Origin of the sequence: Marinobacter nauticus (assembly GCF_003634635.1) — a bacterium.
Taxonomy (GTDB): domain Bacteria; phylum Pseudomonadota; class Gammaproteobacteria; order Pseudomonadales; family Oleiphilaceae; genus Marinobacter; species Marinobacter nauticus.
In genome coordinates, this window is record NZ_RBJB01000004.1 from 158,395 (window position 1) to 184,328 (window position 25,934).

The 25,934-nt window shown below is 60.6% G+C and carries 21 protein-coding genes and 1 riboswitch; of the genes, 5 read left to right on the plus strand and 16 right to left on the minus strand.

What is annotated here, in order from left to right:
* Positions 1-266: 266 nt before the first annotated feature.
* Both C7436_RS12180 and C7436_RS12185 read right to left on the minus strand, forming a co-directional pair.
* Positions 267-1,040, minus strand: coding sequence for a CLCA_X family protein (locus tag C7436_RS12180; protein ID WP_121207999.1), 774 nt, complete (start codon positions 1,038-1,040; stop codon positions 267-269).
* Positions 1,041-1,078: 38 nt separating this feature from the next.
* The gene (locus tag C7436_RS12185; protein WP_121208000.1) at positions 1,079-2,089 is read right to left on the minus strand and encodes a 2-hydroxyacid dehydrogenase; all 1,011 of its coding nucleotides are present in this window, start codon (positions 2,087-2,089) and stop codon (positions 1,079-1,081) included.
* Positions 2,090-2,238: 149 nt separating this feature from the next.
* Here C7436_RS12185 and C7436_RS12190 point away from each other — a divergent pair, with 149 nt between their 5' ends.
* Positions 2,239-2,832, plus strand: coding sequence for a LysE family translocator (locus C7436_RS12190; RefSeq protein ID WP_211329872.1), 594 nt, complete (start codon positions 2,239-2,241; stop codon positions 2,830-2,832).
* Here the strand turns inward: C7436_RS12190 and C7436_RS12195 are convergent.
* Genes C7436_RS12195 through C7436_RS12205 form a run of 3 tightly spaced genes read right to left on the minus strand, consistent with a single transcriptional unit; the run spans position 2,794 to position 7,560 of the window.
* Complete coding sequence (locus C7436_RS12195; RefSeq protein WP_121208316.1) at positions 2,794-3,651, minus strand: AraC family transcriptional regulator; 858 nt, start codon at positions 3,649-3,651, stop codon at positions 2,794-2,796. The two genes, C7436_RS12190 and C7436_RS12195, sit on opposite strands and share 39 nt — an antisense overlap.
* Before the next feature lie 60 nt (positions 3,652-3,711).
* A complete protein-coding gene (locus C7436_RS12200; protein WP_011787257.1) occupies positions 3,712-4,770 on the minus strand; it encodes a ribonucleotide-diphosphate reductase subunit beta in 1,059 nt (352 codons plus the stop codon).
* A 27-nt stretch (positions 4,771-4,797) separates the two neighbouring features.
* Entirely contained in the window at positions 4,798-7,560 is a 2,763-nt protein-coding gene (locus C7436_RS12205; RefSeq protein WP_023008407.1) for a ribonucleoside-diphosphate reductase subunit alpha, read from the minus strand.
* 131 nt (positions 7,561-7,691) lie between these two features.
* Positions 7,692-7,888, minus strand: a riboswitch (cobalamin riboswitch).
* A gap of 105 nt (positions 7,889-7,993) precedes the next feature.
* Between C7436_RS12205 and C7436_RS12210 the strand changes: the two genes are divergently transcribed.
* Positions 7,994-8,722, plus strand: coding sequence for a DUF3047 domain-containing protein (locus C7436_RS12210; RefSeq protein WP_170155435.1), 729 nt, complete (start codon positions 7,994-7,996; stop codon positions 8,720-8,722).
* A gap of 51 nt (positions 8,723-8,773) precedes the next feature.
* Here C7436_RS12210 and C7436_RS12215 read toward each other — a convergent pair whose 3' ends face one another.
* From C7436_RS12215 to urtA, 9 genes are all read right to left on the minus strand, one after another.
* Complete coding sequence (locus C7436_RS12215; protein ID WP_121208001.1) at positions 8,774-9,127, minus strand: zinc ribbon domain-containing protein; 354 nt, start codon at positions 9,125-9,127, stop codon at positions 8,774-8,776.
* Positions 9,128-9,130: 3 nt separating this feature from the next.
* A complete protein-coding gene (gene fmdA, locus C7436_RS12220; RefSeq protein ID WP_011787261.1) occupies positions 9,131-10,363 on the minus strand; it encodes a formamidase in 1,233 nt (410 codons plus the stop codon).
* Positions 10,364-10,498: 135 nt separating this feature from the next.
* Entirely contained in the window at positions 10,499-11,542 is a 1,044-nt protein-coding gene (locus tag C7436_RS12225) for an AAA family ATPase (RefSeq protein ID WP_121208002.1), read from the minus strand.
* Between the two features lie 15 nt (positions 11,543-11,557).
* Positions 11,558-12,604 (minus strand): aliphatic amidase, encoded by a 1,047-nt coding sequence (locus C7436_RS12230; RefSeq protein ID WP_121208003.1) that lies wholly within the window; start codon positions 12,602-12,604, stop codon positions 11,558-11,560.
* A gap of 21 nt (positions 12,605-12,625) precedes the next feature.
* Positions 12,626-13,315 carry an urea ABC transporter ATP-binding subunit UrtE gene (gene urtE, locus C7436_RS12235; RefSeq protein ID WP_011787264.1) on the minus strand — a complete coding sequence of 230 codons (690 nt, stop codon included), beginning with the start codon at positions 13,313-13,315 and terminating at the stop codon, positions 12,626-12,628.
* A 2-nt stretch (positions 13,316-13,317) separates the two neighbouring features.
* Complete coding sequence (urtD, locus tag C7436_RS12240) at positions 13,318-14,076, minus strand: urea ABC transporter ATP-binding protein UrtD (protein ID WP_023008412.1); 759 nt, start codon at positions 14,074-14,076, stop codon at positions 13,318-13,320.
* Entirely contained in the window at positions 14,076-15,275 is a 1,200-nt protein-coding gene (gene urtC / locus C7436_RS12245) for an urea ABC transporter permease subunit UrtC (RefSeq protein ID WP_121208004.1), read from the minus strand. Before urtC ends, urtD begins: the two co-directional genes overlap by 1 nt.
* Before the next feature lie 9 nt (positions 15,276-15,284).
* Positions 15,285-16,211: an urea ABC transporter permease subunit UrtB gene (urtB, locus tag C7436_RS12250; protein ID WP_011787267.1), complete on the minus strand. Its 927-nt coding sequence runs from the start codon at positions 16,209-16,211 to the stop codon at positions 15,285-15,287.
* A gap of 80 nt (positions 16,212-16,291) precedes the next feature.
* On the minus strand, positions 16,292-17,557 hold the full coding sequence (gene urtA / locus C7436_RS12255) for an urea ABC transporter substrate-binding protein (RefSeq protein ID WP_011787268.1): 1,266 nt from the start codon (positions 17,555-17,557) through the stop codon (positions 16,292-16,294).
* Positions 17,558-17,858: 301 nt separating this feature from the next.
* On the opposite strand from urtA, the gene C7436_RS12260 reads away from it, so the two are divergent.
* Together C7436_RS12260 and C7436_RS12265 are read left to right on the plus strand one after the other, a co-directional pair.
* Positions 17,859-21,242 carry a hybrid sensor histidine kinase/response regulator gene (locus C7436_RS12260; protein WP_121208005.1) on the plus strand — a complete coding sequence of 1,128 codons (3,384 nt, stop codon included), beginning with the start codon at positions 17,859-17,861 and terminating at the stop codon, positions 21,240-21,242.
* Positions 21,229-22,134: a response regulator gene (locus tag C7436_RS12265; protein WP_121208006.1), complete on the plus strand. Its 906-nt coding sequence runs from the start codon at positions 21,229-21,231 to the stop codon at positions 22,132-22,134. Before C7436_RS12260 ends, C7436_RS12265 begins: the two co-directional genes overlap by 14 nt.
* A gap of 12 nt (positions 22,135-22,146) precedes the next feature.
* Here the strand turns inward: C7436_RS12265 and C7436_RS12270 are convergent, their stop codons facing one another.
* The gene (locus C7436_RS12270; protein ID WP_228198132.1) at positions 22,147-22,902 is read right to left on the minus strand and encodes a substrate-binding periplasmic protein; all 756 of its coding nucleotides are present in this window, start codon (positions 22,900-22,902) and stop codon (positions 22,147-22,149) included.
* A gap of 164 nt (positions 22,903-23,066) precedes the next feature.
* Positions 23,067-24,572, minus strand: coding sequence for a sodium/proton antiporter NhaB (nhaB, locus tag C7436_RS12275; RefSeq protein WP_121208008.1), 1,506 nt, complete (start codon positions 24,570-24,572; stop codon positions 23,067-23,069).
* Between the two features lie 344 nt (positions 24,573-24,916).
* Here nhaB and C7436_RS12280 point away from each other — a divergent pair, with 344 nt between their 5' ends.
* A complete protein-coding gene (locus C7436_RS12280; protein WP_121208009.1) occupies positions 24,917-25,870 on the plus strand; it encodes a helix-turn-helix domain-containing protein in 954 nt (317 codons plus the stop codon).
* Positions 25,871-25,934 lie beyond the last annotated feature (64 nt).

Below are 25,934 nucleotides of genomic sequence, written 5' to 3' on the forward strand. Positions count from 1 at the left end.
GAACCCGTTCGTATAACACGCATTCGTATAACTCCAAAAATCGCGGCCCGCTCAAACCCCAGCTTCGCCAATAAAATCAGCAGATTACCTGAAGCCACCACGGCTACCGCCGGAGTTATACGCCCGTGCTCGAGCCACCCCTGCTCCATGTTGGGGGCGTATAATTCCGCCCGCCCTGTTTTTCCTTTTCAAACTTATCAGAAGGTTAGCAACAATTTCCGGAGCCTGCCCGAGGTTTTGCGAACGCGTTCGTATAACTCCGGTTTTTAGGCCGGTTTTTGCTGCAGGGCCCGGCCCAGGGAATGGAAGTAGGTTCGGAAGGCGGCGTTTATCCGGTCCCGCTTTTCACCCTGTGGGTATAGCCCCAGGCGGGCTTCTTCACTCTCTTTGGTGCCCTTCACCAGAAAGGCGTTCTTCACTGCAGCATCCTGAATAAAGGCTTCGAAGGCTCGGGCACAGAGTTCTTCTGGCTGGCTGTAGTAGTGCACGCCGGCGGCTTTGTCGGCTTTTGCGGAGTTCTGAAACAGGGGACTGGGGTTTTGGCCGCTGTCGTCCAGCAGGATGGCCTGGTAACAGGCTTGCAGGCGCTGGTTCAGCGGGTGCTGGATGGCGTCCTGGCGGGTGAGCCATTGGCGCGAGGCGAACTGGCCCCGGGGTATGTTGGGGAACAGTTTGTCGCCGATGTAGTGGTCGAAGGCATGAAACCATTCGTGGGCGATGCTGCCGGGGCCGGCGTTTTTGGCCAGGGCGAAGCTGCGGGTGGCGGGGGTGTAATGGGCAGACACCCCGGGGCGGCCGCCAATGCCGTATTGCAAAGCCAGGGTACCGCGCAGGGAGATCAGGCTTTCTGTGCCGCCGAGGATGGTCATCAGGTCGCACAGAGCGTCGTAGAACAGCGCAGCGCTGCGCTGTTTTTCAGGCTCGGTTACCCAGCGGCCAATCTCGACGGATCGAAACTGGAACCGCCGGCGCACGTCTAGAAAGCTGACCGGTGCCCCGGCGCGGTGGTCGGGGCCGGTTCTGTAGAAGGGTCTGGGCATGGCGGCATTGTACGAAGGCGTGGGCGGCTTGTCTCAGCTCAGGTGCTGCCGTTGGCGGCCAGCACCCGGTTGGCGCACCCGCCGCCGGATTCCAGGTCCGCCAGGTTGCTGAGTGTTGTGTGGGCAATGCTTTCCAGGGCGTTGCGGGTGAAAAACGCCTGGTGGCCGGTGATAACCACATTCGGGAATGTGAGCAAACGGGCGAACACGTCGTCTTTCAGCACGATGTTGGAGAGATCTTCGAAGAACAGGTCGCTTTCTTCCTCATACACATCCAGCCCCAGGTAGCCCACCTGGCCGGATTTCAGGCCTTCGATGATGGCGGCGGTGTCCACCATGGCGCCCCGGCTGGTGTTGATCAGCATCACGCCTTTTTTCATTTTGGCCACGGCTGCGGCATCAATCAGGTGATGGGTGTCCGGGGTGAGCGGGCAATGCAGGGTCACAATGTCTGCTTCCCGGAACAGTTCGTCCAGGCTCACATATTCCGCGCCCAGCGTTTGCGCCTCCGGGTTGGCGTGCAGGTCGTAACACAGTACGCGGCAGCCGAACCCGCGCATGATGCGCACCACTTCCACACCAATCTGGCCGGTGCCCACCACACCCACGGTGCGGCCCCGCAGATCGAACCCCAGCAGGCCGTCGAGCGCAAAGTTGCCATCACGAATGCGGTGGTAGGCCCGGTGGATCTGCCGGTTCAGGGTCAGGATCAGGGCGGCGGTGTGTTCTGCCACCGCATAGGGGGAATACGCCGGTACCCGTACCACGGCGATGCCCAGGCGGTCGGCAGCTTTAAGGTCGACGTTATTGAACCCGGCGCATCGCAGGGCCACGGCCCGGGTGCCGCCGGCGGCCAGTTGTTCCAGTACGTTGGCGTCCACCTGGTCGTTCACGAACACGCATACCGCGTCGAAGCCTTTGGCCAGTGCCGCAGTGGCCGCGTTCAGGCGTGGTTCCAGGAACACCAGTTCATGCTGGTGGCTGGCCTGGTTCGCCTGTGCCAGGAACTGTTCGTCGTAGGGTTTGGTGCTGAAAACCGCCACTTTCATGGGATTGGCCTCATCCGGTCTGGGTGGGTACGGGGTTCTTCAAACATAAATCAAATGCCCGGCGGCGAGCCACCGCAATTTTGTTCAATACCGGTAATAGAGCCCCGTGCACACTGGGCGCCTCCGTTGGTTCACAGAGTGCTGATGCTATGAGTCTGTCTATTATCCTGCCGATGTCGGCCTTTGCCCTGGTGGCTTCGGTATCGCCGGGGCCGGTCAATCTGGTGTGCCTGAGCAGTGGCACACGCTATCCGGTATCTCAGGGCCTGGTGTTTGTCACCGGGGCCACTCTTGGCTTTATCGCGCTGTTTATCGCGGTGGGCATGGGCCTGAATTCGCTGTTGGAACACGCGCCCGGGTTTGAGCGCTGGTTGAGCTGGGCTGGCGTCGCCTTCCTGCTGTACTTGAGCTACCAACTGGCCACCGCTGATGGCCATCTCAGTGAGGATGAGGCACGCCCGGCCCCCGGCTTTGTCACCGGCGCCCTGATGCAATGGCTGAACCCCAAGGCCTGGCTTGCTTCGGTGGCGGGTATCAGCGCGTTTACCGAGGGCGGCGACAGCACCCTGCTCTGGCTGTTTGCGGGGCTGTATCTGCCCATTTGCTGGCTCTCGCTGGCCAGTTGGGTGTATGTCGGGGCCGGGCTTCGCCGGCTGGTGCAGCAACCGCGAATCCTGCGCGGGTTCAATCGGGTTCTGGCGCTGTTACTTGCCGGAAGTTGCGTGTTCCTGCTGCTGGATTGAGGGCTGGCGATACTGGTTCGGGGTGGCCGCCACCACGCGTTTGAAGGTTCTCTGGAAATGCGCCTGGTCGGCAAAGCCGGCGTTGAGGGCCACGTCGGCAATACTCACGCCGCGTTTCAGTTCGCTCTGGCCGTGCTGTATGCGGCGATTGATCAGGTAGGCGTGGGGCGTTAACCCGTAGCTTTGGCGAAACGCCCGCACCAGATGCCCCGGGCTGTAGCCACTGAGCCGGCACAGGTCGTCCAGCGATACCTCGTCGGTACAGTGGCTGTCCAGGTACTCAGCCACCGCGGCCAGGGTGCCCGAGGGGCGCGGAATGCCCCGGGCCGGCGCTTCCGCCAGGCTCTGCATCAGGTCCAGCAGATACTCGGCAACCCGGCTCTGCTTTTCCAGCAGGTCCCGGCCCGAGTCCAGCAGGCAATCGGCCATGGTGCAGTAGTCCTGGTACTGGCGGGGGTCGGTGATCACTGCCGTGTCCAGGTCCTGCCAGTCTTCGCTGGGCAACAGGCCCGCTTCAAATCTGAGCCGGGTCAGCCAGGCGGTATCCACATACAGCATCAGATACGCCCAGGGCTGGTTATCAATGGGGTTGCAGGCGTGGGGCCATTCCGGGTTCATCAATACCAGCGTGCCGGCGCTCACGTGGTACTGGTCGGTGCGGTACAGGAACGTGCTTTCACCGCCGGTGATGGCGCCGATCGACCAGTGCCGGTGGGTGTGCAGGGCATAACAGACCTCGCGCCCATCCGCGACTTTGCGCAGTTCCACATGGGGCATGCGGGCGTCGCGCCAGAAGATGGGTGTGCGAGGGTCGGTCATGGTGGTTGCCTCAAAGCGAATCGGCCAGGCCAGTGCGTATGGCACTAGCCTAGCAGAAACTTACCACTCCAGCTGCGCGCCGGTCTGATACTCAATCACCCGGGTTTCAAAGAAGTTCTTCTCCTTGCGCAGGGTGGCCTGCTCGTCCAGCCAGGGCGACACGTTCTTCGCCCCCGGGAACGGTTCTTCCAGGCCCACGGTACGGGCCCGGCGGTTGGCCACAAAGCGGAACTGTTCGCTGTGGTATTCCGCCGAGTAACCCAGGATCGGGTCCCGCAGCACGTAGTTGGCGTAGGCCATTTCCGCGGCTTCGGATTCGTCCCACATCTCGCGCACCGCTTTCGGGTCCAGGGTGATTTTCTCTTCCTCGAGAATCTGGTTCACCACTTTCAGGCCGAAGGAGAAGTGCATGGCTTCGTCCCGCAGGATGTACTGCAACTGTTCGCCCGTGCCCCGCATCAGGCCCCGGCGCTGCAGGGCGAAGATGGGGCTGAAGCCATTGTAGAACCAGCAGCCCTCAAACACGGCGGCGAAGAACAGGTAGGACATCACGAAGTCCTGCAGCTCGTCCGGGTTGCGCAGGTTCATGTCGGAGCGCATGGCGGCGTCCAGCCGGCGGTTGGCCAGCTGGATTTTGCCGTTGATCTCCGGCACCACGCGGTAGCGGTTGTAGATCTCGCTCTGGTCCAGGTTCAGGGTTTCGATGCAGTGCTGGTAGGTCCAGGTGTGCAGCGCTTCCTCGTACACCTGGCGGGCCTGGTAGATCTGCAGTTCCGGCGCGCTCATCTTCTCCATCACCGCCAGGCCGATGTTGCGCATGGCGAGGATGTCGGAGGTGGTCAGGTACGCCAGCACGTTCTCGTACACGTGTTTTTCCGCCGGCGTCAGCCGGTGGTGGTAGTCGTGAACGTCCTGCGCCATGTTCACGTCCAGCGGCGTCCAGTGGTTCTTGTTGGCGTTCATGAAGTACTCCCAGGCCCAGGGGTACTTGAACGGTGCCAACTGGTTGATGTCGGTCTCGCCGTTAATCACCCGCTTGTCGTCGACATTCACGGGCGCCGGGCCGCCGGTGGCGGCGGCAGTGGTTTGCGCTTTTGGTTCGTCGTCCCAGTCCAGCATGTGGGTGCCTCCCAAATAAGTAAATGGTTACTGACAAGCTTCGCAGTCGGGATTGTCGATGCTGCACACCTGCGGCTGTGGCGCCGATACCGGCGCGGTCTTCTCGGCGCCAGTGGCCCCCAGGGAACGCAGGTAGTAGGTGGTTTTGAGGCCACGCTCCCAGGCCAGCTGATACAGGGCATCCAGCTTCTTACCGCTGGGTTCGGCCATGTACAGGTTCAGGCTCTGGGCCTGGTCCAGCCATTTCTGGCGCCGGGCCGCCGCTTCCACCAGCCAGCGCGGGTCAATCTCGAATGCGGTGGCGTAGCGGGCCTTGAGCTCGGCGGGGATGCGGTCGATCTGCTGCACGCTGCCGTCGAAGTATTTCAGGTCGTTCACCATCACGTTGTCCCACAGGCCTTCGGCCTTGAGATCACGCACCAGCGAGGGGTTCACCACGGTGAACTCGCCGGACAGGTTCGATTTCACGAACAGGTTCTGGTACGCCGGTTCGATGGACTGGGACACGCCCACGATGTTGGAAATGGTCGCGGTCGGGGCAATGGCCATCACGTTGCTGTTGCGCATGCCGTTTTTTGCAATCAGCTCCCGCACCGGGGTCCAGTCGAGGCGGCTGTTGGTATTGAGCGACAGGTCGCCGTCCCGGCGGTTGTCCTTCAGCAGGCCCACCGAATCCATCGGCAGGATGCCCTGGCTCCACAGCGAGCCTTCGTAGGTGTCGTAGGCGCCTCGCTCACCGGCCAGCGTGGCGGAGGCACGCAATGCGAAGTAGCTGAGTTGCTCCATGGCAACGTCGGCAAATTCCACCGCTTCCGGGCTGGAGTACGGCAGGCCCAGCTGGTACAGGGCGTCCTGGAAGCCCATCAGGCCCAGGCCCACCGGGCGATGCTTCAGGTTGGAATTGCGCGCCTGCGGCACCGCGTAGAAGTTAATGTCGATGACGTTATCGAGCATGCGCACGGCGGTGTTCACGGTGCGCTCCAGGCGCGTGACGTCCAGCTCGCCGTCCTTGATGTGGGCAGCCAGGTTCACCGAGCCCAGGTTGCACACCGCAATCTCATCGGCGCTGGTGTTCAGGGTGATTTCGGTACACAGGTTGGAGCTGTGCACCACGCCCTGATGCTGCTGCGGGGAGCGCAGGTTGCACGGGTCTTTGAAGGTGATCCAGGGGTGACCGGTCTCGAACAGCACAGTCAGCATCTTGCGCCACAGCTGTTTGGCGGGAATTTTCTTGAACAGCTTGATCTTGCCCTGCTCGGCCAGGGCTTCATAGTGCTGGTAGCGCTCGCGGAAGGCGTTGCCGTACAGGTCGTGCAGATCTGGCACATCGCTGGGGGAGAACAGGGTCCAGTCGCGGTCTTCGCGCATGCGTTCGATCAGCAGATCCGGCACCCAGTTGGCGGTGTTCATGTCGTGGGTACGGCGGCGCTCATCGCCGGTGTTCTTGCGCAGTTCCAGGAACTCTTCGATGTCCAGGTGCCAGCTTTCCAGATAGGCACAGACCGCGCCCTTGCGCTTGCCGCCCTGGTTCACGGCCACGGCGGTGTCGTTGACCACTTTCAGGAACGGCACCACGCCCTGGCTCTGGCCGTTGGTGCCCTTGATGTGGGAACCCAGGGCCCGCACCGGGGTCCAGTCGTTGCCCAGACCACCTGCCCATTTCGACAGCAGGGCGTTATCGCGAATGGCCCCGTAAATGCCTTCCAGGTCGTCGCCCACCGTGGTCAGGTAGCAGGACGACAGCTGGGAATGCCGGGTGCCGCTGTTGAACAGGGTGGGCGTGCTGGCCATGTAATCGAAACTGGACAGCAGCTCATAGAATTCGATGGCGCGGGCGTTGGGGTCGTCCTCACGCAGTGCCAGGCCCATGGCCACCCGCATGAAGAACACCTGGGGCAGTTCCAGGCGGGCCTTGTTCCAGTGCAGGAAGTAACGGTCGTACAGGGTTTGCAGGCCCAGGAAGCCGAACTGGAGATCGCGCTCCGGTTTCAGGGCGTTGCCAAGGCGTTCCAGGTCAAAGGCCGCCAGGGCTTCGTCCAGCAGTTCGTAGCGAATACCGGCGTGAACAAAGGCGCTCAGGGCCTGTGGATAAATCTCTGCCAGCGGAAGACTGCGGGGCAGGTCCAGGGCTTCCGCTGTCTCCAGCCGGAGCTGTTCCAGCAGCAGGCGGGCGGTTACGGCGCTGTAGTCGGGTTCCCGTTCAATGCGGCCCCGGGCGGTCATGATCAGGGCAGACAGGACTTCGGTCTCTTCGATGCCGTCGTAGAGGTTGCGCAGGGCGTCTTCCACCAGCGAATCGCCGTTGATGCCGTCCAGGCCGGTAGCCGCCTGTTCCACCTGCTGCTTCATCAGGCCCAGGTCCAGCGGGGCGATGCTGCCATCGGCTTTTTTCACGGTCAGGTGCGGATGCGCTTCCACCGGCTCGTCCACGGCGCGCTGGCGGGCGTGTTCTTCACGGTACAGCACGTAGGCCCGGGCCACTTTCTGCTCTTCGGCCCGCATCAGGGCCAGTTCCACCTGGTCCTGGATGTCTTCGATGTGCACCTTGCCACCGGCCTTGAGGCGGCGGCTGATGGCCTGCACTACCTGTTCGGTAACCCGGTGCACGGCGTCGTTGATGCGGGCGGAACCGGCTGCCTGGTCCCCTTCCACCGCCAGGAAGGCTTTGGTCACCGCGACACTGATCTTGGCCGGGTTGAAACTCACCAGGGTGCCGTTTCGTTTGATAACTTGCAGGGATTGGGTATCGGTCGCGGGGGCCGGGGGTTCGGCAATGGCAGTGGCTGTCATGGTGCTCTCCTGAATTCGCGTTGGTTCCGTTTCACCCTCGCGAACGCAGTGGCACACCTTGCCCCGAATACGGGCAGGCCTGACCAATCTGCTCACCCTTGAATCGCGAAGGTGCAGTCCAGAAACCCATGGGGGGCTTCTGATCCCTGGCAGGTCTTCGGACTCAGGGGCACGAATCGTTTGATTCCGCCTTGCGTGGCGACTTCCCGGCTTGCGCCAGTGTCATCTTGCCACGCTCGTTCCCCAATACCGCTGCGCGTCAGTTCCGGATTCTCACCGGATTCCCGACTACCCTGTGATCAAGATGATCAGAGTTTGATCACAATATATGGTAGTTAACCAAGGACCCGGTCACTATATAGGGCCGAATACGCCAAGACAAGGCACTTTTTGCAACAGAGCCTGTCCATCTCCAGACCACCGGATTTGAGGAATGAATGTGAGAATTTCGCTGCTTTTGGCCAGTACCCTGACGCTCGGTCTCGCCGCCAGCCCGGTGTGGGCAGACACAGACCGGCTAACCCGGTTCTCCACCATGACCTCACTGGAGGACGGCTGGGAACCTCTGACCTTTCCGAACATCGAGACGCACACCCGCTACACCCTGGACACGGACGACGGCCAGCAGGTGGTCCGTGCCGACGCAGACGCCAGCGCTTCCGGGCTGATTGCCCGTGTTGAGCTGGTGCCCGGCGACTCGCTCACGCTGTCATGGCGCTGGAAGGTGTCGAACATCTACGAAGCCGGCAACGCCCGCGAAAAGTCCGGTGATGACTACCCTGCCCGCATCTACGTCGCCTTTGAGTTTCAGCCGGACAAGGCCGGCTTTTTTGAACGGGCCAAGCGCAAGACCGTGGAAGTGCTGTTCGGCGAGACCCTTCCCGGCAACGCCCTGAACTACATCTGGGCCAATCAGCTACCAGAGCAGAGCATGGTCGCCAACGCCTACACCGACAAAACCATGATGATTGCTGTCAACTCCGGGCCGTCGCGGGTGGGCGAATGGGTGACCGTTACCCGGGACCTGGTGGCAGATTACCGTCAGGCCTTCGGCGAAGAACCGCCTGCCATTGTGGGCGTGGCCATCATGACCGACGCCGACAACACCGGCGAGCAGGCCACGGCCTGGTATGGCGACCTCACCCTGGAGCAAAACCGCTGATCGGCCATAAAAAAAGGCCCCTCAAGGGGGCCAAACACGTGAAAGCAATGGTCAGTGGCTGATCATCCAGGGCCGCATGGACGGGAACATCTTCTTGCCATCGGCGGTGTAGAACAGCATGTGTTTACCGTCCGACTGTTTCTTGCAGCCACAACTCTTGCGGTGCTCGGCGTCCCGGGCTCGCTGGTCGGCGGTGGAGATGATGGGCTCGTGGCTCGCCTTTTCATTCCGCGCCTCCGCGTTGCGGCGGGCCGGGTCCATGGCCAGGAGCTCCGGCGGCAGCACAATCACCCGGGGTGACAGCGCCTTGCAGGTGGGGCAATGGGCCGGGTTACCGGCTTCGGCCATGGCGCCCAGTTCCTGGAACAGCCCGTGTTCCCGGCATTTGTAGTCGTACAGTGGCATGGCTTACTCCTTGTCCGGTGAAAGGGGTACGTCGGTGCCCGGCGTGACCTTCCTGGTCGGTCCTTCCGCCGTGGGGTTGATGTCGAAGTCGAAGATCTCGGTCGGCAACCACAAGGTGGCGCAGGCGTTGGGTACATCCACCACGCCACTGATGTGGCCTTCCACCGGCGCACAACCAAGCAACGCGTAACCCTGAGCCGGGGTGTAACCGAACTTGGTCAGGTAGTTGATGGCGTTGAGGCAGGCCTGGCGGTAGGCCACGTGCACGTCCAGGTAGTGCTGCTGGCCCTCTTCATCCACCGAGATGCCCTCGAAGATCACATAGTCCTCGTAGCGCGGCTTGATGCTGCTGGGTTTGAAGACCGGGTTCTTGATGCCGTATTTGGCCATACCGTCCTTGATCAGGTTCACCCGCAGATGAATCCAGCCGGCCATTTCGATGGCGCCGCAGAAGGTGATCTCGCCGTCGCCCTGGCTGAAGTGCAGGTCGCCCACCGACAGGCCTGCCCCCTTCACATAGACCGGGAAATACACCTTGGAACCACGGGACAAGTCCTTGATGTCACAGTTACCACCGTGTTCCCGGGGCGGTACGGTGCGGGCGGCTTCCAGCGCCGCCTCTTTGGCGGCATCACCGGCCAGCTTGCCCAGGTGGGCAGTGTCGGCGTAGGGCAGGTTTGCCAGGCCCGGCACCCGATCCGGCTCGGTGTCGTACAGTTCTTTCTCGCGCTTGTTCCACTCCGCCAGCATTTCCTTGGACGGCAGGCAGCCGATCAGGCCCGGGTGGATCATGCCGGCGAATTCAACGTTGGGGATGTGGCGGGATTTGGTGAACATGCCGTTGAAATCCCAGATGGATTTCTGGGCTTCCGGAAAGTGCTCGGTCAGAAAGCCGCCGCCGTTCTTCTTGGAGAAGAAACCGTTGAAGCCCCACTGGCTGTCCTTAAAGGCACCGATGTCGAGGATGTCCACTTCCAGCAGGTCGCCGGGTTCTGCGCCCTCCACGCCCACCGGGCCAGACAGGAAGTGAACCTGGGTCAGATCCACATCGCGCACGTCGTCTGCGCTGTCGTTGTTCTTGATCTGGCCACCGGTCCAGTCGTAACACTCGAGGATGAAATCGTCCCCGGGCTTGACCGTCGCCGCCATGGGAATGTCCGGATGCCAGCGGTTGTGGATATTCTCGTTCTCGTACGCGGATTTGCTCAAATCGATCTTGATGAGTGTTTCGGCCATAGCGGTCGCTCCTTGGTTCTTGGCGTTCGGCGTCTAAGCTTGGGAACGCAGTGCCCGACGGCGCCTGCGCTGACCGTTTCACTATCCGCGATACGCCACCGGCGCGGTATTCGCGAATTGCCCCCGGCACCTACGTCATTCGACGTATTGGCGCACCACTATCTCCTGCCCCTTGAGCTCGGCCAGAAATGAGGAATGCTCGGGATGCGCCAGCAACGCACGGGCCAGCGCCGGCTCCAGTTTCTGGCGGAACGCCCGTAGCATCTCGCGGGCGCCATAGCGGCTGTCGTAATCGCGGCACAACACACTGCGCAGCTCCACCGACAAATCCAGCGAGGCCTGTTTGCGGGCCAGGCGCTTGTTCAAGCCGGCCAGCTCAATCTCCAGAAGGGCATACAGCCACTGGTCTGTCAGGGGATTAAACGTAAGAATCTGGTCAATCCGGTTCAGGAACTCCGGGTCGAAATGCCGGCGCAGGGCCTTGTCCCGAAGGTTCTCCTGCGGGCCCGGCTCCAGCCCCAGCCAGCGGCGCCAGCCTCGCTGATAGCGGTGATGGTGCGCTTCCGCTTCCAGGGCTCCAGCGTTGCTGGTCATAAAGATCAGCGTGTTGCGGAAATCGATCTCCCGATTGCCGGAGGGGAACACCAGCCGGCCGGTATCGAGCACATTGAGCAGGGTCCGGGTGACCTCCTTGCTGGCCTTTTCAAGCTCGTCGAACAGGACGATGCCCGGTTTGCTGAACGACCCCTGAACCTTCTCAAGATCAAACAGGCTGTGGCCTTCCTTGCTGCCCACATAACCGGGCGGCGCGCCGGTCAGCGCGGCCGCGTAGTGCTCCTGGGCCAGGGTGTTCATGTCGATGCGGCACAGGGCATCGCGGCTGCCATGAATGGCCTCGGCAATCAGCCGTACGGTTTCAGTCTTGCCCACCCCGGTCGGCCCCAGAAACAAGTGAACCGCCAGCGGGCGGTTCTCTTCACCGATGTCGGCCTTGACCCGAACCAGCATGGATTCCATCGCCTCCAGGGCGTGCTGCTGGCCCACGATATTGGCCCGCAGGCTCGCCATTACGGCGTCCGGCTCAAAGCGGAACCGGGAAACACGAACCGGGCCTGAATCGGCCCGGTTCCTTGCCAGCGTTTCCCGGTTGGCTTCCAGCCGCTCATTGATAAACGGCATCGCGGTCTCCCGGGCTCAGGCCCCTGCAGTTTTTTCCTTGCCATCGAACGGCAGTTCACCCACCGGGCATTCCGCCGTGCCCACGGTTTTGCGGGTCATGGCCTCGACGTTTTCCTGGGCTTTCTGGGCATCCATCACCCAGGTGCGATAGAACTCGAACGGGCAATCGGCCACGCCCTTGTCGCCGTCACCGGAGTTGTGGACGCCGGTGTAGCCCCGGTGCAGCAACTTGAACAGGTGGTTCTGGGACTGGTCGTTGGCGCGGGCGTCACGGATCTGGCTAACCGACAACTGGGCGTACTGAACCCCCATGTCCTCCTCGCCACATTCACCCAGGGTACGACCATCAAAGCCGATGATGGCGGAGTGCCCGAAGTACGAATACACCCCGTCAAAGCCGGAGGCATTAGCCACCGCCACGTAACAGTTGTTGGCCCAGGCCATGCTCTTGGCCATCATGATCTGCTGTTCCTTGGCCGGATACATGTAACCCTGGCACCGCACAATCAGCTCCGCCCCCTTCATGGCGCAGTCGCGCCAGATCTCCGGGTAGTTGCCGTCGTCACAGATGATCAGACTGATCTTCATCCCCTTCGGCCCCTCGGTCACATAGGTGGTGTCGCCGGGGTACCAGCCCTCAATCGGGCACCAGGGAATGCACTTGCGGTATTTCTGGACAATCTCACCCTCGTTGTTGATCAGCACCAGGGTGTTGTAGGGCGCCTTGTTGGGATGATCTTCATGGCGCTCGCCGGTGAGCGAAAACACCCCCCAGGTATTCGCCTCCCGGCAGGCCGCCGAGAAAATCGCTGTCTCGTCTCCGGGAATGGTGGCGGCGGTCTCCATCATCTCGTCGTTGTCGTACATGATCCCCATGGTGCTGTATTCCGGAAACACCACCAGATCCATCCCCGGCAGCCCCACCTTCATGCCCTTGATCATCTCCGCAATCTTGCGGGCGTTGTCCAGCACCTCGGCTTTGGTATGCAGCCGGGGCATCTTGTAGTTCACCACCGCCACGCCGACGGTATCGTTACTGCTGGAAATATCACCGTGTCTCATATTAATTCCCCCTCAACAAAGCTAAACGGCCAGATAACTGGCAATCTTGTCCTGATCCGCCTCTTCCCGAAGCTCCTCGTGCACAATCTCCCCCTTCTCGATCACCAGAATCCGGTCCGCCGCATCCATCACAAAGCTCAACACCTGCTCCGACACCACAATCGACAACCCCCGCTCGTCGCGAATCCGCCGAAGGGTTTTGGCAATGTCCTTGATGATGTTGGGCTGGATGCCCTCGGTCGGCTCATCGAGCAGAAGCACCTTGGGCCGGGTCGCCAGGGCCCGGGCGATGGCCAGCTGTTGCTGCTGCCCGCCGGAAAGGTTGCCGCCCCGGCGGTGCTGCATTTCCTTCAGCACCGGAAACAGCTCATAAAGGTCTTCCGGAATTTTCTTCTCGCCTACCGCGGCCAGACCGGTCTCGATGTTTTCCTTCACCGTCAGGGTCGGGAAAATCATCCGCCCCTGGGGCACAAACCCGATGCCGGCCCTCACCCGCTGGAAGCTCTTCAGGTTCGACAGGTCCGTGCCATCCAGCGTGACCTGGCCACCGCGGCTCGGGGTCATACCCACCAGGGATTTCATCAGGGTGGTTTTACCCATACCGTTGCGGCCAACCACCGCCACGATTTCCTGCTTGCCCACCTCCAGGTTCAGGTCCTGAATGATGCTGCTCTGGCCATAGGCCACCGAATGTTGTTTGACGCTCAGCATGATCAATGCCCCAGGTAGACTTCGATGACTTTAGGGTCCGACTTCACGTGCTCGATGGACCCCTCAGACAGAACCTTGCCCTGGTGCATCACCGTGACCCGGTCTGCGATATCCCCGACAAACTGCATGTCGTGCTCGATCACCAGCACCGTGTGGTCTTTGGTAATGCGCCGCAGCAGTTCAGCGGTTTTCTTGCGCTCGGCCACCGACATGCCGGCCACCGGTTCATCCAGCATCAAGAGGTCCGGCTTCTGGATCAGCAGCATGCCAATCTCCAGCCACTGCTTCTGGCCGTGACTGAGCAGCGACGCCGGCTGCTCCAGGGCATCTTTCAGGAAGATGGTCTCGGCCACGTCTTCGACCGCAGCCACCACCTCAGCCGAGCGTTTGAAGGCCAGCGCGCCCATCACGCTGTGGCCCTGTGGATAAGACACCTCCAGGTTCTCGAACACCGTCAGGTCCTCGAACACCGACGGGGTCTGGAACTTGCGACCAACGCCGGAATGCACAATCTGGTGCTCCTTGAGCCTGGTCAGCTCCTTGCCATCAAACTTGATGGAACCCGAGGTCGCCTTGGTCTTGCCGCAAATCAGGTCCAGTACCGTGGTTTTGCCGGCCCCGTTGGGGCCGATGATGACCCGGATCTCTTTCGGGTCCAGGTAGAACGAGAGATCATCCACCGCCTTGAAGCCATCGAATGAGACGGTCAGGCCCTCGACTGCGAGCAGGAAGTCCTTGCTCTGTGCTTTGGCTGCGTTCATCAGGATTTCTCCGGGCTGTATTGATCCAGCATCGGGTCGTAATCACGGCCCTCATCTTGGCGGGCAGCAGGCGCTGGCTTCGCCGGGGCGCTCACCGCTGCTTTCGGCTTGCGCTTGAACAGACGGTCTTCCAGGGGCATCACGTAGGTCTGGTACAGGCCGGCCAGGCCATTCGGGAAAGCCAGCACCACACCGATGAACAACGCACCCATGGCGAACGGCCACAATTCCGGGAAGGATTCGGAGAAGCCGCTCTTGGCGGCGTTCACCAGCAACGCGCCGTAGACTGCGCCCAGAATCGACAGGCGACCCCCGAGGGCGCAGAAGATGACCATTTCAATAGAGGCAACGATGCCGATGAACGAGGGCGACATGAAGCCGACAATCAGGGTGAACAGCGCGCCGCCAATGCCCGCAAAGGCGGCGGCCAGGCAGAACACGAAGATCTTGAACGCGGCCACGTCATAGCCGGAGAAACGCACCCGGTTTTCCTGGGCGTTCATCGCCACCAGGATGCGACCGAGTTTGCGGTTCTGGACGAACCGGGCCACGAACAGGCACACGAACAGCAGGCCCACGCATACGAAGTACAGGATGGTTTTGGCCTCGTCGGTGCGGATGTCCCAGCCCATCAGGGTCTGCAGATCGGTAATGCCGTTGACACCCCCGGTGTAGCCCTGCTGACCAATGATCAGAATGGTCAGGATGGCGGCGATGGCCTGGGTGATGATGGCGAAGTAGACGCCCCCCACCCGGCGGGTAAACATCGCAAAACCGATGATGAATGCCAGCAACACCGGCACACCGACGATCGCCAGCAGGGTGAACGAGAAGCTGTGGAACGGTTCCCAGAACCACGGCAGCTCGGTCAGCTGGTTCCAGTCCATGAAGTCCGGGATACCCGGGGTGGACTGGATGGCCGTGGCCTCCGGCGTGGAAGCCTCCAGCTTCAGGAACATGGCCATGCAGTAGCCGCCCAGGCCGAAGAACACGCCCTGGCCCAGGCTGAGGATGCCGGCTTTGCCCCAGCACATCACCAAGCCGATGGCCACGAAGGCGTAGGTGAGGTATTTACCCACCATGTTCAGGCGGAACGGGTCCAGCGCCAGCGGCAGGATGACGACCAGCAGCAACGCCAGTGCCAGATAGTAGAGTCCCTCTCGGGAGGCAAACCATTTCAAAGGGGAAGTGTTTTTCATGACAGTCTCCTAGCGACGGACCTTGAGCGCCATCAGGCCTTCCGGGCGCAGCATCAGGATGCCAACGACCACCAGCAGGGTGAGGACTTTGGCCATGGAACCACTGAGGAAGAACTCCATCGTGGACTGGGCCTGGGAAATACCGAAGGCAGAGACAATGGTGCCAATCAGACTCTGGGCACCGCCGAAAACCACCACCAGGAAGGTATCGACAATGTAGGCCTGGCCGGAGGACGGGCCCGTGGAGCCGATCATGGTGAAGGCCGCACCGGCGATACCGGCAATGCCACAGCCCAGGGCGAAGGTCATACGGTCAACACCGGCACTGTTGATGCCCACGGCTTCGGCCATCGGTCGGTTCTGTACCACGGCACGAACCTTCTTGCCCCAGCCGGAGCGGTACATCAGCAGGTAAACCCCCAGGGCGATGGACAGGGCAATGATCATCACGAACAGGCCGTTGATGGGCAGTTCCACCAGATCGGTAACCTGGATGGCGCCCATCATCCACTCCGGCAGTTCCACACCCACTTCCCGGGCCCCGAAGATGGAGCGGTAGGTTTGCTGCATGATCAGGCTCAGGCCCCAGGTGGCCAGCAGGGTGTCGAGTGGCCGCCGGTAGAGGTGCCGGATCATGGCCCATTCGATAAAGGCCCCGAGGGCCGCACAGATGAGAAACGCAATAATGATGGCGACGAAGAAGTATCCGCCAAACAGACCGGGCAGGACCGACTGGAAAAACCCGGAGACAAGGTAGGTGGTGTAGGCGCCGAGGATCATGAATTCCCCGTGGGCCATATTGATCACCCCCATCTGACCAAAAATGATCGCCAGGCCCAGTGCCATCAGTACGAATACCGAGAACAGGGACAGCCCGGCAAAGCCCTGCATGGCAAAAATCGACATCAATTCGCTGGTGGTGTATCCGTCAAACATGACCCTTACTCCCGTCGCTTAAGAACACGTGCTTGCGTCCGAGCCGGACGCCGGTGCCCGAAGGCACCGGCCACGGCTGCTTACTGGTAACCTTCCGGGAACGGATCGGGTTCCATCAGCTCGTCGGTTTCATAAACCACTTCATACTGGCCATCGGTTTTGGCGCGGCCGATGCGGGTCTTGGACCAGAGGTGATGGTTTTCGTGGATGCGGACATAGCCTTCCGGTGCCTTGGTAAACTCGATACCGGGTGAGGCTTCACGGATCTTGTCGATGTCGAAGGAGCCGGCTTTTTCCACCGCCATCTTCCACAGCCACGGGCCGAGATAGGCCGCCTGGGTTACGTCGCCAATCACCATGTCGTCACCCCAGGCTTCCTTGAAGGCGGCCACGAATTCTTCGTTGTTGGGGTTATCCAGGCTCTGGAAATACTTCATGGAGGCGTAGATACCTTCCACGTTCTCACCGCCGATACCGCGGATTTCATCCTCGGTGACGGAGATGGTGAGCAGCAGCGGCTTCTCGTCGGTGAAATCGACACCGGCGGCTTTCATCTGCTTGTAGAAGGCCACGTTGGAACCACCCACCACCGACGCAAAGATCACGTCCGGCTTCTTGAGCTTGATCTTGTTGATCACGGAGTTGAACTGGGTGTGGCCCAGCGGGTAGTACTCCTCGCCCACTACTTTCAGGCCCAGTTTGTCGATGTGCTTGCGGGCAATTTTGTTGGAGGTACGGGGCCAGATGTAATCCGAGCCCAGCAGGTAGAAGGTTTTGGCGCCTTTCTCTTTCACCGCCCAGTCGATACCCGCCAGAATCTGCTGGGTGGCTTCCTGGCCGGTGTAGATCACGTTGGGTGACTGCTCCAGACCCTCGTAGAAGGTCGGGTAGTACAGCATACCGTTGTACTGCTCGATGACCGGCAGAATGGCTTTACGGGAAGCCGAGGTCCAGGCTCCGAAGATGGCCGCGACGTTGTCCTGGCGAAGCAGCTTACGGGATTTCTCCGCGAAGGTGGGCCAGTCACTGGCGCCGTCTTCCTGGACAAACTCGATCTGCCGGCCAAGGACACCGCCGGACTCGTTGATCTGCTCAATAGCGAGCTTCTCGGCCTGCACCGAACCAATCTCACTGATGGCCATGGTGCCGGTGATGGAGTGCAGGATACCGACCTTGACGGTGTCGTCAGTGACCGCCAGTCCGGTGGTGTTTACCTCATCGGTTGCCGGCGTGGCCGCCTGGGCCGACGTGGCCAGCATGATGGATGCGGCCAGGGTGGCCAGGCTCTTTCGTAGCCCTTTGCTCTTGTGACTCCGCCCTCCGGCGGCAATGGTTGTGGTTCCCATGGTCATTCCTCGCAGTGGTTGAAAGCCGGTACCGTGCTCCGCTCCGGAAGCACAGTGCCCACGTCAATCATTCTGCTCAGGCCTGTCATGGGTGCCCATTCGGCATTCACCCCAGCGTGGTACGTCATTTGACGCATACCCGTGCCAGGTCAGACAGGTTACAACCGCAGGCAACCCCAAGGCGCACATCCGTTGCACCGGTTTATGGCACGGTTCTTGTTCCAGCTTTCTGATCCGGTGCGTGACGGCAGCAAACGCGCACCAATTCAGGGCGGCCCGGCGGGCCAGGAGCAGGGCGGGAATGGCAGTAAAACAGAATATTTTTCGGGTCCGGCGTAGCTATAACCAATGGGTAGCCAACCAGACCCTGGAGGACTACGCCCTGCGCTTTACCGCCAAAAGTGCGCGTCGGTGGTCGGCTGCGCGGGTCAGCCACACTGCACTGGGGGCCATCTCGTTCCTGGCCATGGAGGCCATCGGCGGCTCCATTACCCTGCACTATGGTTTCGACAACGCCGTCGCGGCGATCCTCGCGGTCAGCCTGGTGATTTTCCTGACCGCGATCCCGATCAGCTACTACGCCGCCCGCTACGGGGTGGATATCGACCTGCTGACCCGGGGCGCCGGCTTCGGCTACATCGGCTCAACCATCACCTCGCTGATCTACGCCTCCTTTACCTTTATCTTCTTCGCCATTGAGGCGGCCATCATGGCGATGGCGCTGGAAATGCTGATTGCCATTCCCCTGGTACTGGGCTACCTGATCTGCGCCGTGGTGATCATTCCTCTGGTCACCCACGGCATCACCACCATCAGCCGCTTTCAGGTGTGGACCCAGCCCCTGTTTATCCTGCTGCAACTGGCGCCTTTCGTTTTCATCATCTACGCAGATGCCTCCTCCATCACCGACTGGACGCAGTTCCAGGGCGTGGGCCTGCCCGCCGACAATGGCTTTGACCTGTTGCTGTTCGGGGCGGCCGCCGCGGTGGTGTTCTCCCTGATTGCCCAGATTGGCGAACAGGTGGATTTCCTGCGCTTCATTCCCGAGCCCACTAACGCCCCGGAACGGCGCCGTTGGTGGGTGGCGGTGATGGCCGGCGGCCCCGGCTGGATTGTCATCGGCATGGTGAAAATTCTGGCCGGCTCCTTTCTGGCCGTGCTTGCACTTAATCAGGGCATTTCCGCGACGGAGGCGGCCGATCCAACCCAGATGTATCTGGTGGCGTTCAACTACATCACCCATTCTCCCGAGCTCTCGCTGGCGATGGCCGGCATCTTCGTGATCCTGTGTCAGATCAAGATCAACGTGACCAATGCCTACGCCGGCTCCATTGCCTGGTCCAATTTCTTCTCCCGGTTGACCCACAGCCACCCTGGCCGGGTGGTCTGGCTGGTGTTCAATGTCGCCATTGCCCTGCTGGTGATGGAACTTGGAGTGTATCGGGCACTGGAAGAGACCCTGGGGTTCTACGGCATTGTCGCCATTGCCTGGGTGGGTGCCCTGGTGGCAGACCTGGTGATCAACAAACCCCTGGGCCTGAGCCCGGCCCATATCGAATTCAAACGGGCGCACCTGTACGACATCAATCCGGTGGGCGTGGGCGCCATGATCACCGCCTCGGTGGTGGGAATCACCTGCCACACCGGGGTACTGGGTGACTACGCCCAGGCCCTTTCCCATTTCTTTGCCCTGGCGGTGGCACTGGTCACCGCGCCCCTGATTGCCTGGAAGACCGGCGGGCGTTTCTACACCGCCCGCCCGTTTGTGCCCCTCGCCACCGATCACCAACTGGTGGGGTGCAGCATCTGCGAACACCGCTTCGAGCCGGAAGATGTTACCCACTGCCCCGCCTACGATGGCGCCATCTGCTCGCTGTGCTGTTCGCTGGATGCCCGCTGTGAGGACGCCTGCAAGCCGGGTGCCGGCTATCAGGAGCAGATGCAGCAGTTTCTCGGGCGCTTCCTTCCGGCGCCACTGCTGTCGGCACTGCGCTCCCGGCTCGGGCATTTCCTGTCGCTGCTGGTGGTCATCAACGGGTTTTCCGCACTGCTGCTGTCGCTGATCTACTTCAAAACTCCGGTGGCTTCGCTTGCCGAGGCTGTGCTGCTGTCTGTCACCCTGTGGAAAGTGTTCTTCATTCTGGTGATTGTCACCGGAGTGATCTGCTGGCTGTTTGTACTGGCCCATGAAAGCCGGGTAGTGGCAGAGGAGGAATCCCGGCGCCAGACCCGCCTGCTGACCGAGGAAATTGTCGCCCACGAGCGCACCGACCAGGCCCTGCAGCAGGCCAAGGAACAGGCTGAGGCCGCCAACGGCGCCAAGAGCCGGTACCTGACCGGAATCAGCCACGAGTTACGCTCGCCCCTGAACGCCATCCTCGGTTACGCCCAGCTCATGGAGAACGACGACTCGGTACCGCCTCATCGCAAGGAAGCCCTGGGGGTCATTCGCCGCAGCGGCGAATACCTGGCGGATCTGATTGAAGGGTTGCTGGATATCTCAAAAATTGAGGCGGGCCGGCTAGATCTGCACCGGGACCAGGTACGCATCGGGTTGCTGATGGAGCAGTTGGTCACCATGTTCCGGCTTCAGGCCGAAGAAAAGGGCCTGGCGTTCGACTACCACTGCCCTCACCCTCTGCCGGAGCTGGTGACCACCGATGAAAAACGCCTGCGCCAGATACTGATCAATCTGTTGTCGAACGCCATCAAATACACCGACCAGGGCAGCGTGTCACTGACCCTCCGCTACCGCAGCCAGGTGGCGGAATTCACCGTGCGTGATACCGGCGAGGGCATTGCCGCAGAGAACATCGAACGCATCTTCCGGCCGTTTGAGCGTATCCGCAATCCCGGCCAGAGCCGCACCGGAACCGGCCTGGGCCTGACCATCACTCGGCTGCTGACGGAAATCATGGGCGGCGACATCTCGGTGGAGAGCGAACCTGGCGAGGGCAGCGTGTTCAAGGTCAGCCTGATGCTGTCGAGCCTGCATTCCGCCAGCCCTCGCTCGATCTCGACACCGGCCCGCCGGATCTACGGCTACCATGGCGCCCGCCGGAAAATCCTGCTGGTGGATGACGACGACTCCCATCGTCAGGTGATCCGGGCCATGCTGTCGCCACTTGGCTTTGAGATCAGCGACACAGGCAATGCCATGACCGTTCCGGAACGGGTGGAACAGGAGCGCCCCAACCTGATTCTGCTTGATGTGTCGATGCCCGGGAAAAGCGGCTGGGAGGCGCTGGCCGAGCTCAGGGAAATGAAATACAACCTGCCCGTGGTGATGGTCTCGGCCGACGCCAACGAGGGCCACCATAGCGCCGAGGCACCGCGCCTGCACGACGGTTACATCATCAAACCGGTGCGACTGAACCTGCTGCTGGACACCATCGGCCGGGTCATGGGCCTGGACTGGCGCTTCGAGAAAAGCCCGGAGCCCCTGGCCGCGCTACCGCTGCCAGCCAGCGGCGCGCTTGAACTGCCCGCCCGGGAGCACTGCGAGGCGTTGGCAGACCTGGCCAGAATCGGCCACCGCAAGGGCCTGCTGGAGGCGCTGCACAGCTTGCAGTATGCCGGAGACGCCAGTGACGCCTTCGTTCAGGAGATCACCAAATTCACCAACGATTTCCAGTTCGAGAAAATTCTCGAACTTCTTGAGGTAGCCGAACATGAAGCATCCTGATGACCGCAAAACCGTGGTACTGGTCGTCGACGACGCCATCGATTCCATACGCATGATCAATGATGCACTGGAAGAAGCAGGCATGACCGTGCTGGTGGCGCTGGAAGGCAATCAGGCCCTGACCATCAGCCAGAACATCACCCCCGATGTGGTGCTGATGGATGCGCTGATGCCGAATATGGATGGCTTCGAGACGTGTCGGCGACTCAAGGAAAACCCAGCCTTCGCGGACATTCCGATCATTTTCATGACCGGCCTGAGCGATACCGAACACGTGGTTATGGGCCTGAATGCCGGCGGCGTGGACTATGTCACCAAGCCCATCGACACCACCGAGTTACTGGCCCGCATGGCGGTGCACCTGGCCAACGCCAGAATGACCCGCAGCGCCCGTTGCGCGCTCGATACCGCCGGTCAGAACCTGTTTGCGGTCGACCGCGAGGGCAATCTGCTGTGGGGTACTCCGCAGGTATGCCGTTGCCTGCCGCCGCCGGATCACGAGGACTTTCAGGAAGTACGGGAACAACTTGAGGACTGGCTGGGCCACCGGCCGGATCCCGGCCACAGTCTCCCCATCCGGTTACTGGACACGCCCCGCTCCATTGAATATCTGGCCCTGGTGGATGGCCAGGAATACCTGTTGCGACTGAAAACACCCCAGAACCAGAACAGCGCCTCAGCGGCGCTGCGGGAACGTTTTGATCTTACCCTGAGGGAGTCGGATGTCCTGCTGTGGATCGCCAATGGCAAGACCAACCGGGAAATCGGACAGATTCTGGAGATGAGCCCCCGCACTGTGAACAAACACCTGGAGCAGGTGTTCCGGAAGATGAATGTGGAAAACCGGACGGCGGCAGCGGCCAATGCCATTCGGGTGCTGGCAACGCTTTAAAGCCTGCCGGTGTTACTGATACTGTACCGGGAATCCTGGCACCACATAGGTTTGCTGAAACCGCCGCACCGGCGGTACTTCGCCCTTTTCGGCCAGGCGCAGGTAAGCGTCGTCAAAGGCCTCACGCAGAATGGCCGCACGCGGATTGGCCAGGGAAAACAGCCAGGCGCCGTTGCGACTGCGCATTTCCGATTCGCGAATCTCGTTATCTTCGTTCCGGCTCAGGGTCTGCTGAACCGGTTGCCGGTAGTCCAGCAGGTAATCGCCGCGATGACGCTTGAGCATGTTGAGCCCGGAGCGATGGTTCGGTGCTTCGGTAATCTGGATATCGGGCTGGGAGGTCAGCCAGTCTCTGAGGCCGGCATAGGTATAGCCGCCGATCAGAATCACGGTTTTGTTACGCAGGCGATCCATATGATCCACCGGTGGCACGCCCTCCAGATACCAGGCACTCAGTTCCACCGGAATCGGGCTGATCCAGCTTTCGAGAATGTCATCTTTTAAAGCGGGAATGTCGGTTAGCCCCATCCACAAATCGATCGTGCCGTTTTTCAGATAGAGGTAGGTGCGGGCCACCGGCAGGTAGATGAATTCCAGTTGGTAACCCGCCTCTGTCGCTACCTTGCGGGTGATGTCCACAAACTCTCCGGCAGGCTCGCCCCTGTCATCCCGATAAGTGACCGGAGGAAACTCGACATAAGCAACCCGTATGGTTTTATCGACAATAGCCTCCGAATCTGAGGCACGGACAGCGCTGGGATAGAACAAATATGAGAAAACCAGAACAAGAAAAAGCGCCATCAGACAGGCGCGCGAAAGGATCGATTGGGGTTGTTGGCAACTGCGCATGTATACCGCTTTTCTTTTATCTGTTTACCTGAAGGTTAACAGATCCTATGAAAACTGTGCGGTGAAATATGCAAAACCTTGACTCAGAACGCGTGGGTGACCATGTACAGACCGACGCCCCCCATCACGATGGTGTAAGGCAACGCCATGATCACCATGCGCCCGTAGGACAAACGCACCAGAGGTGCAATGGCTGAGGTCAGCAGGAACAGGAACGCCGCCTGGCCATTGGGTGTAGCTACGCTCGGCAGGTTGGTACCGGTATTGATGGCTACGGCCAGGGTCTGGAAGTGCTCGTAGCTGATGCTGCCGGCGTCCAGCGCCTGTTTCACTTCGCTGATGTAGACGGTCGCCACAAACACGTTGTCGCTGATCATCGACAACAGCCCGTTGGCAATGAAGAACATGCCCGGCTGCTGGCCTTCAGGCAGCGCCAGTACGTAATCAATGATCGGTTTGAACAGGTGCTGCTCGTGAATCACTGCCACCACGGCGAAAAATACCACCAGCAATGAGGTAAAGGGCAGGGATTCCTGGAACGCCTTGCCAATCTGGTGTTCGTCCGTCACGCCGGTAAAGGAGGTAATCAGGATAATCACCAGCAGACCAATCAATCCTACTTCGGCGATGTGGAATGCCAGACCAAACACCAGAATGACCGCCGCCAGCGCCTGAATCCAGAGCGCCGCCTGATCAGACTTGGTGCGCCGTGCCTTTTCATTGTCAGCGAACTCTTCCAATACCCTTCGCACCGGCTTGGGCAGTCGACCGCCGTATCCGAACCAGCGCAGCTTTTCCAGCGCCCAGCAGGTAAACAGGCCGGCGAACAGAACCGGAATACTCACCGGTGCCATGTGCAGGAAAAAGCCGGCGAAATCCCAGCCCACCACCTTGGCAATCAGCAGGTTCTGGGGTTCACCCACCATGGTGGCGACGCCGCCCAGAGCGGTACCGATCGCCCCGTGCATCAACAGGCTGCGGAGAAAGGCACGGAAGTTTTCCAGATCTTCCCGGTGCAGCTCAATCACTTCGTCGTCGCTGTTGGTGTTGTGATCTTTCTGCTGGTAGCCCTTGCCGGATGCCACCTTGTGATAGACCGAGAAGAAACCTACCGCTACGCTGATGATGACGGCGGTGACGGTCAGGGCATCGAGAAACGCAGACAGCACCGCTGCAGCGCTACAGAACAGCAGCGACAACGCCGACTTGGACCGCACCCCCACCAGAATCTGGGTGAAGGTCACCAGCAGCAGCTCTTTCATGAAGTAAATACCTGCCACCATGAACATCAGCAGCAGGATGACCGGGAAATTGGTCAGAACCTCATGGTACACCGCATCTGCCGACGTCAGCCCGATCAGCAGGGCCTCCACCGCCAGCAAGCCCCCCGGCAGCAGCGGATAGCATTTCAGCGCCATCGCCAGGGTGAAAATAAACTCGCCGATAAGCAACCAGCCAGCAACGCCCGGCCCTAGCACGTACATCACGACGGGATTGGCGATCAGGAATAGCAGAATGACCTGCTTGTACCAGACGGGCGCCTTGCCAAGAAAATTATGGGTGAAGCCAGCAATTACGGTGTTGGGCATTACACAATTCTTCTGAAGATGACTGCCGGAGAAGTATGCGGCATGAAGCCGTTATCTTCCTTGATATTTGTGCCCGGAGTAATGGCCCGAAGGTAGTAGAAAGGCCCACATTCAGGTGTAGGCGGGGCGTACCCATGCGGCATGGTTGGCAAGTTTACCGGTATTTATCCACAGGCGCGAGTGTCGGTAGTGACCGGAACTCTGGCTTGTTCGGATTTTGGTGGCCAGAAACTGAACGCTTTTGTTTTGCATTTGAGACACAATATCAATAACATCTGTGTGCACGTATTGACCAGCCCATCGCAGGCCTGTACAACGCAGCCCGGCACCAAGGTTTTGTGTGTATGACCCCGGAAACTCTGGCTGAGGGCGTTTCGCCGCCCGACCAGACACAGCCCCGCGCCCATTTCTCACGCATCAGCCAGGTTCTTGATTATGTCCACCGGAACCTGGATCACCCCCTGGCGGTCGACCATTTGGCGGGCATCTGCGGCTGGTCACGATGGCAATTCAACCGGGTGTTCGCGCGGGAGACCGGCCGCTCACTGGGGCGTTATGTGCGGGAATTGCGGTTGAGCCTGGCCGCAGAAATGCTGTTGTTCACCGATCAGCGGGTGATTGATATCAGTATCGCCTGTGGCTTCAACTCAGACATCAGCTTTGCCCGCAGCTTTCGCCAGTATTTTGGCTGCTCCCCCCGCCATTACCGCCAACGCGGCCTGCCTTGCCTGCTCAAAGCCCCCATCGAATGTCAGGCCAACTCGCTCCCGCCGGCCACTCTGCAGGCCAGGCTGCCGGAAATCCGTCTCGACCACCGGGAGGCTTTTTCCGTCACCGGCATTGCCGGTGACATCACCGGCCTGTTCTCCGACACGCCAAACTTCCGAACCCGGGTACCGGAATTATGGGCCAAGGCTCTGGATTCCCTGCCGATTCCGCCAGCTCAATGCAAGGTGGGCGTACTTGATGCCTCGGGCCCACCGGGTGCCCCGATGCGCTATCTGGCCGGTGTCGAAGGCATCGAACGGGCCGAGACGCCCGACGCGAAAACATTAACCGTGCCCGCCCGGAACTACGTGGTGATTTCGTTTCGTGGACCGCTGGCATCGTTGTCGGACATCCTGCAATGGTTTTTCGATGCCTGGCTGCCTAACGCCGGCTGTTCTGCCCTGAATGGCTACGATCTGGAGGTTTACCCAGCCGGTTTTGATCCTTCGGCACCGGAGATTGCGATGGAATACTGGATACCGGTCCGGCTGGTTCGTCCCTTGATTGGCGGTTATGCACCAAAGTGTTAAGTATCGATCCTGCGCTTGAATATAATAGGAATGATTCTCACTACATTCCTTTATATGGTTCACA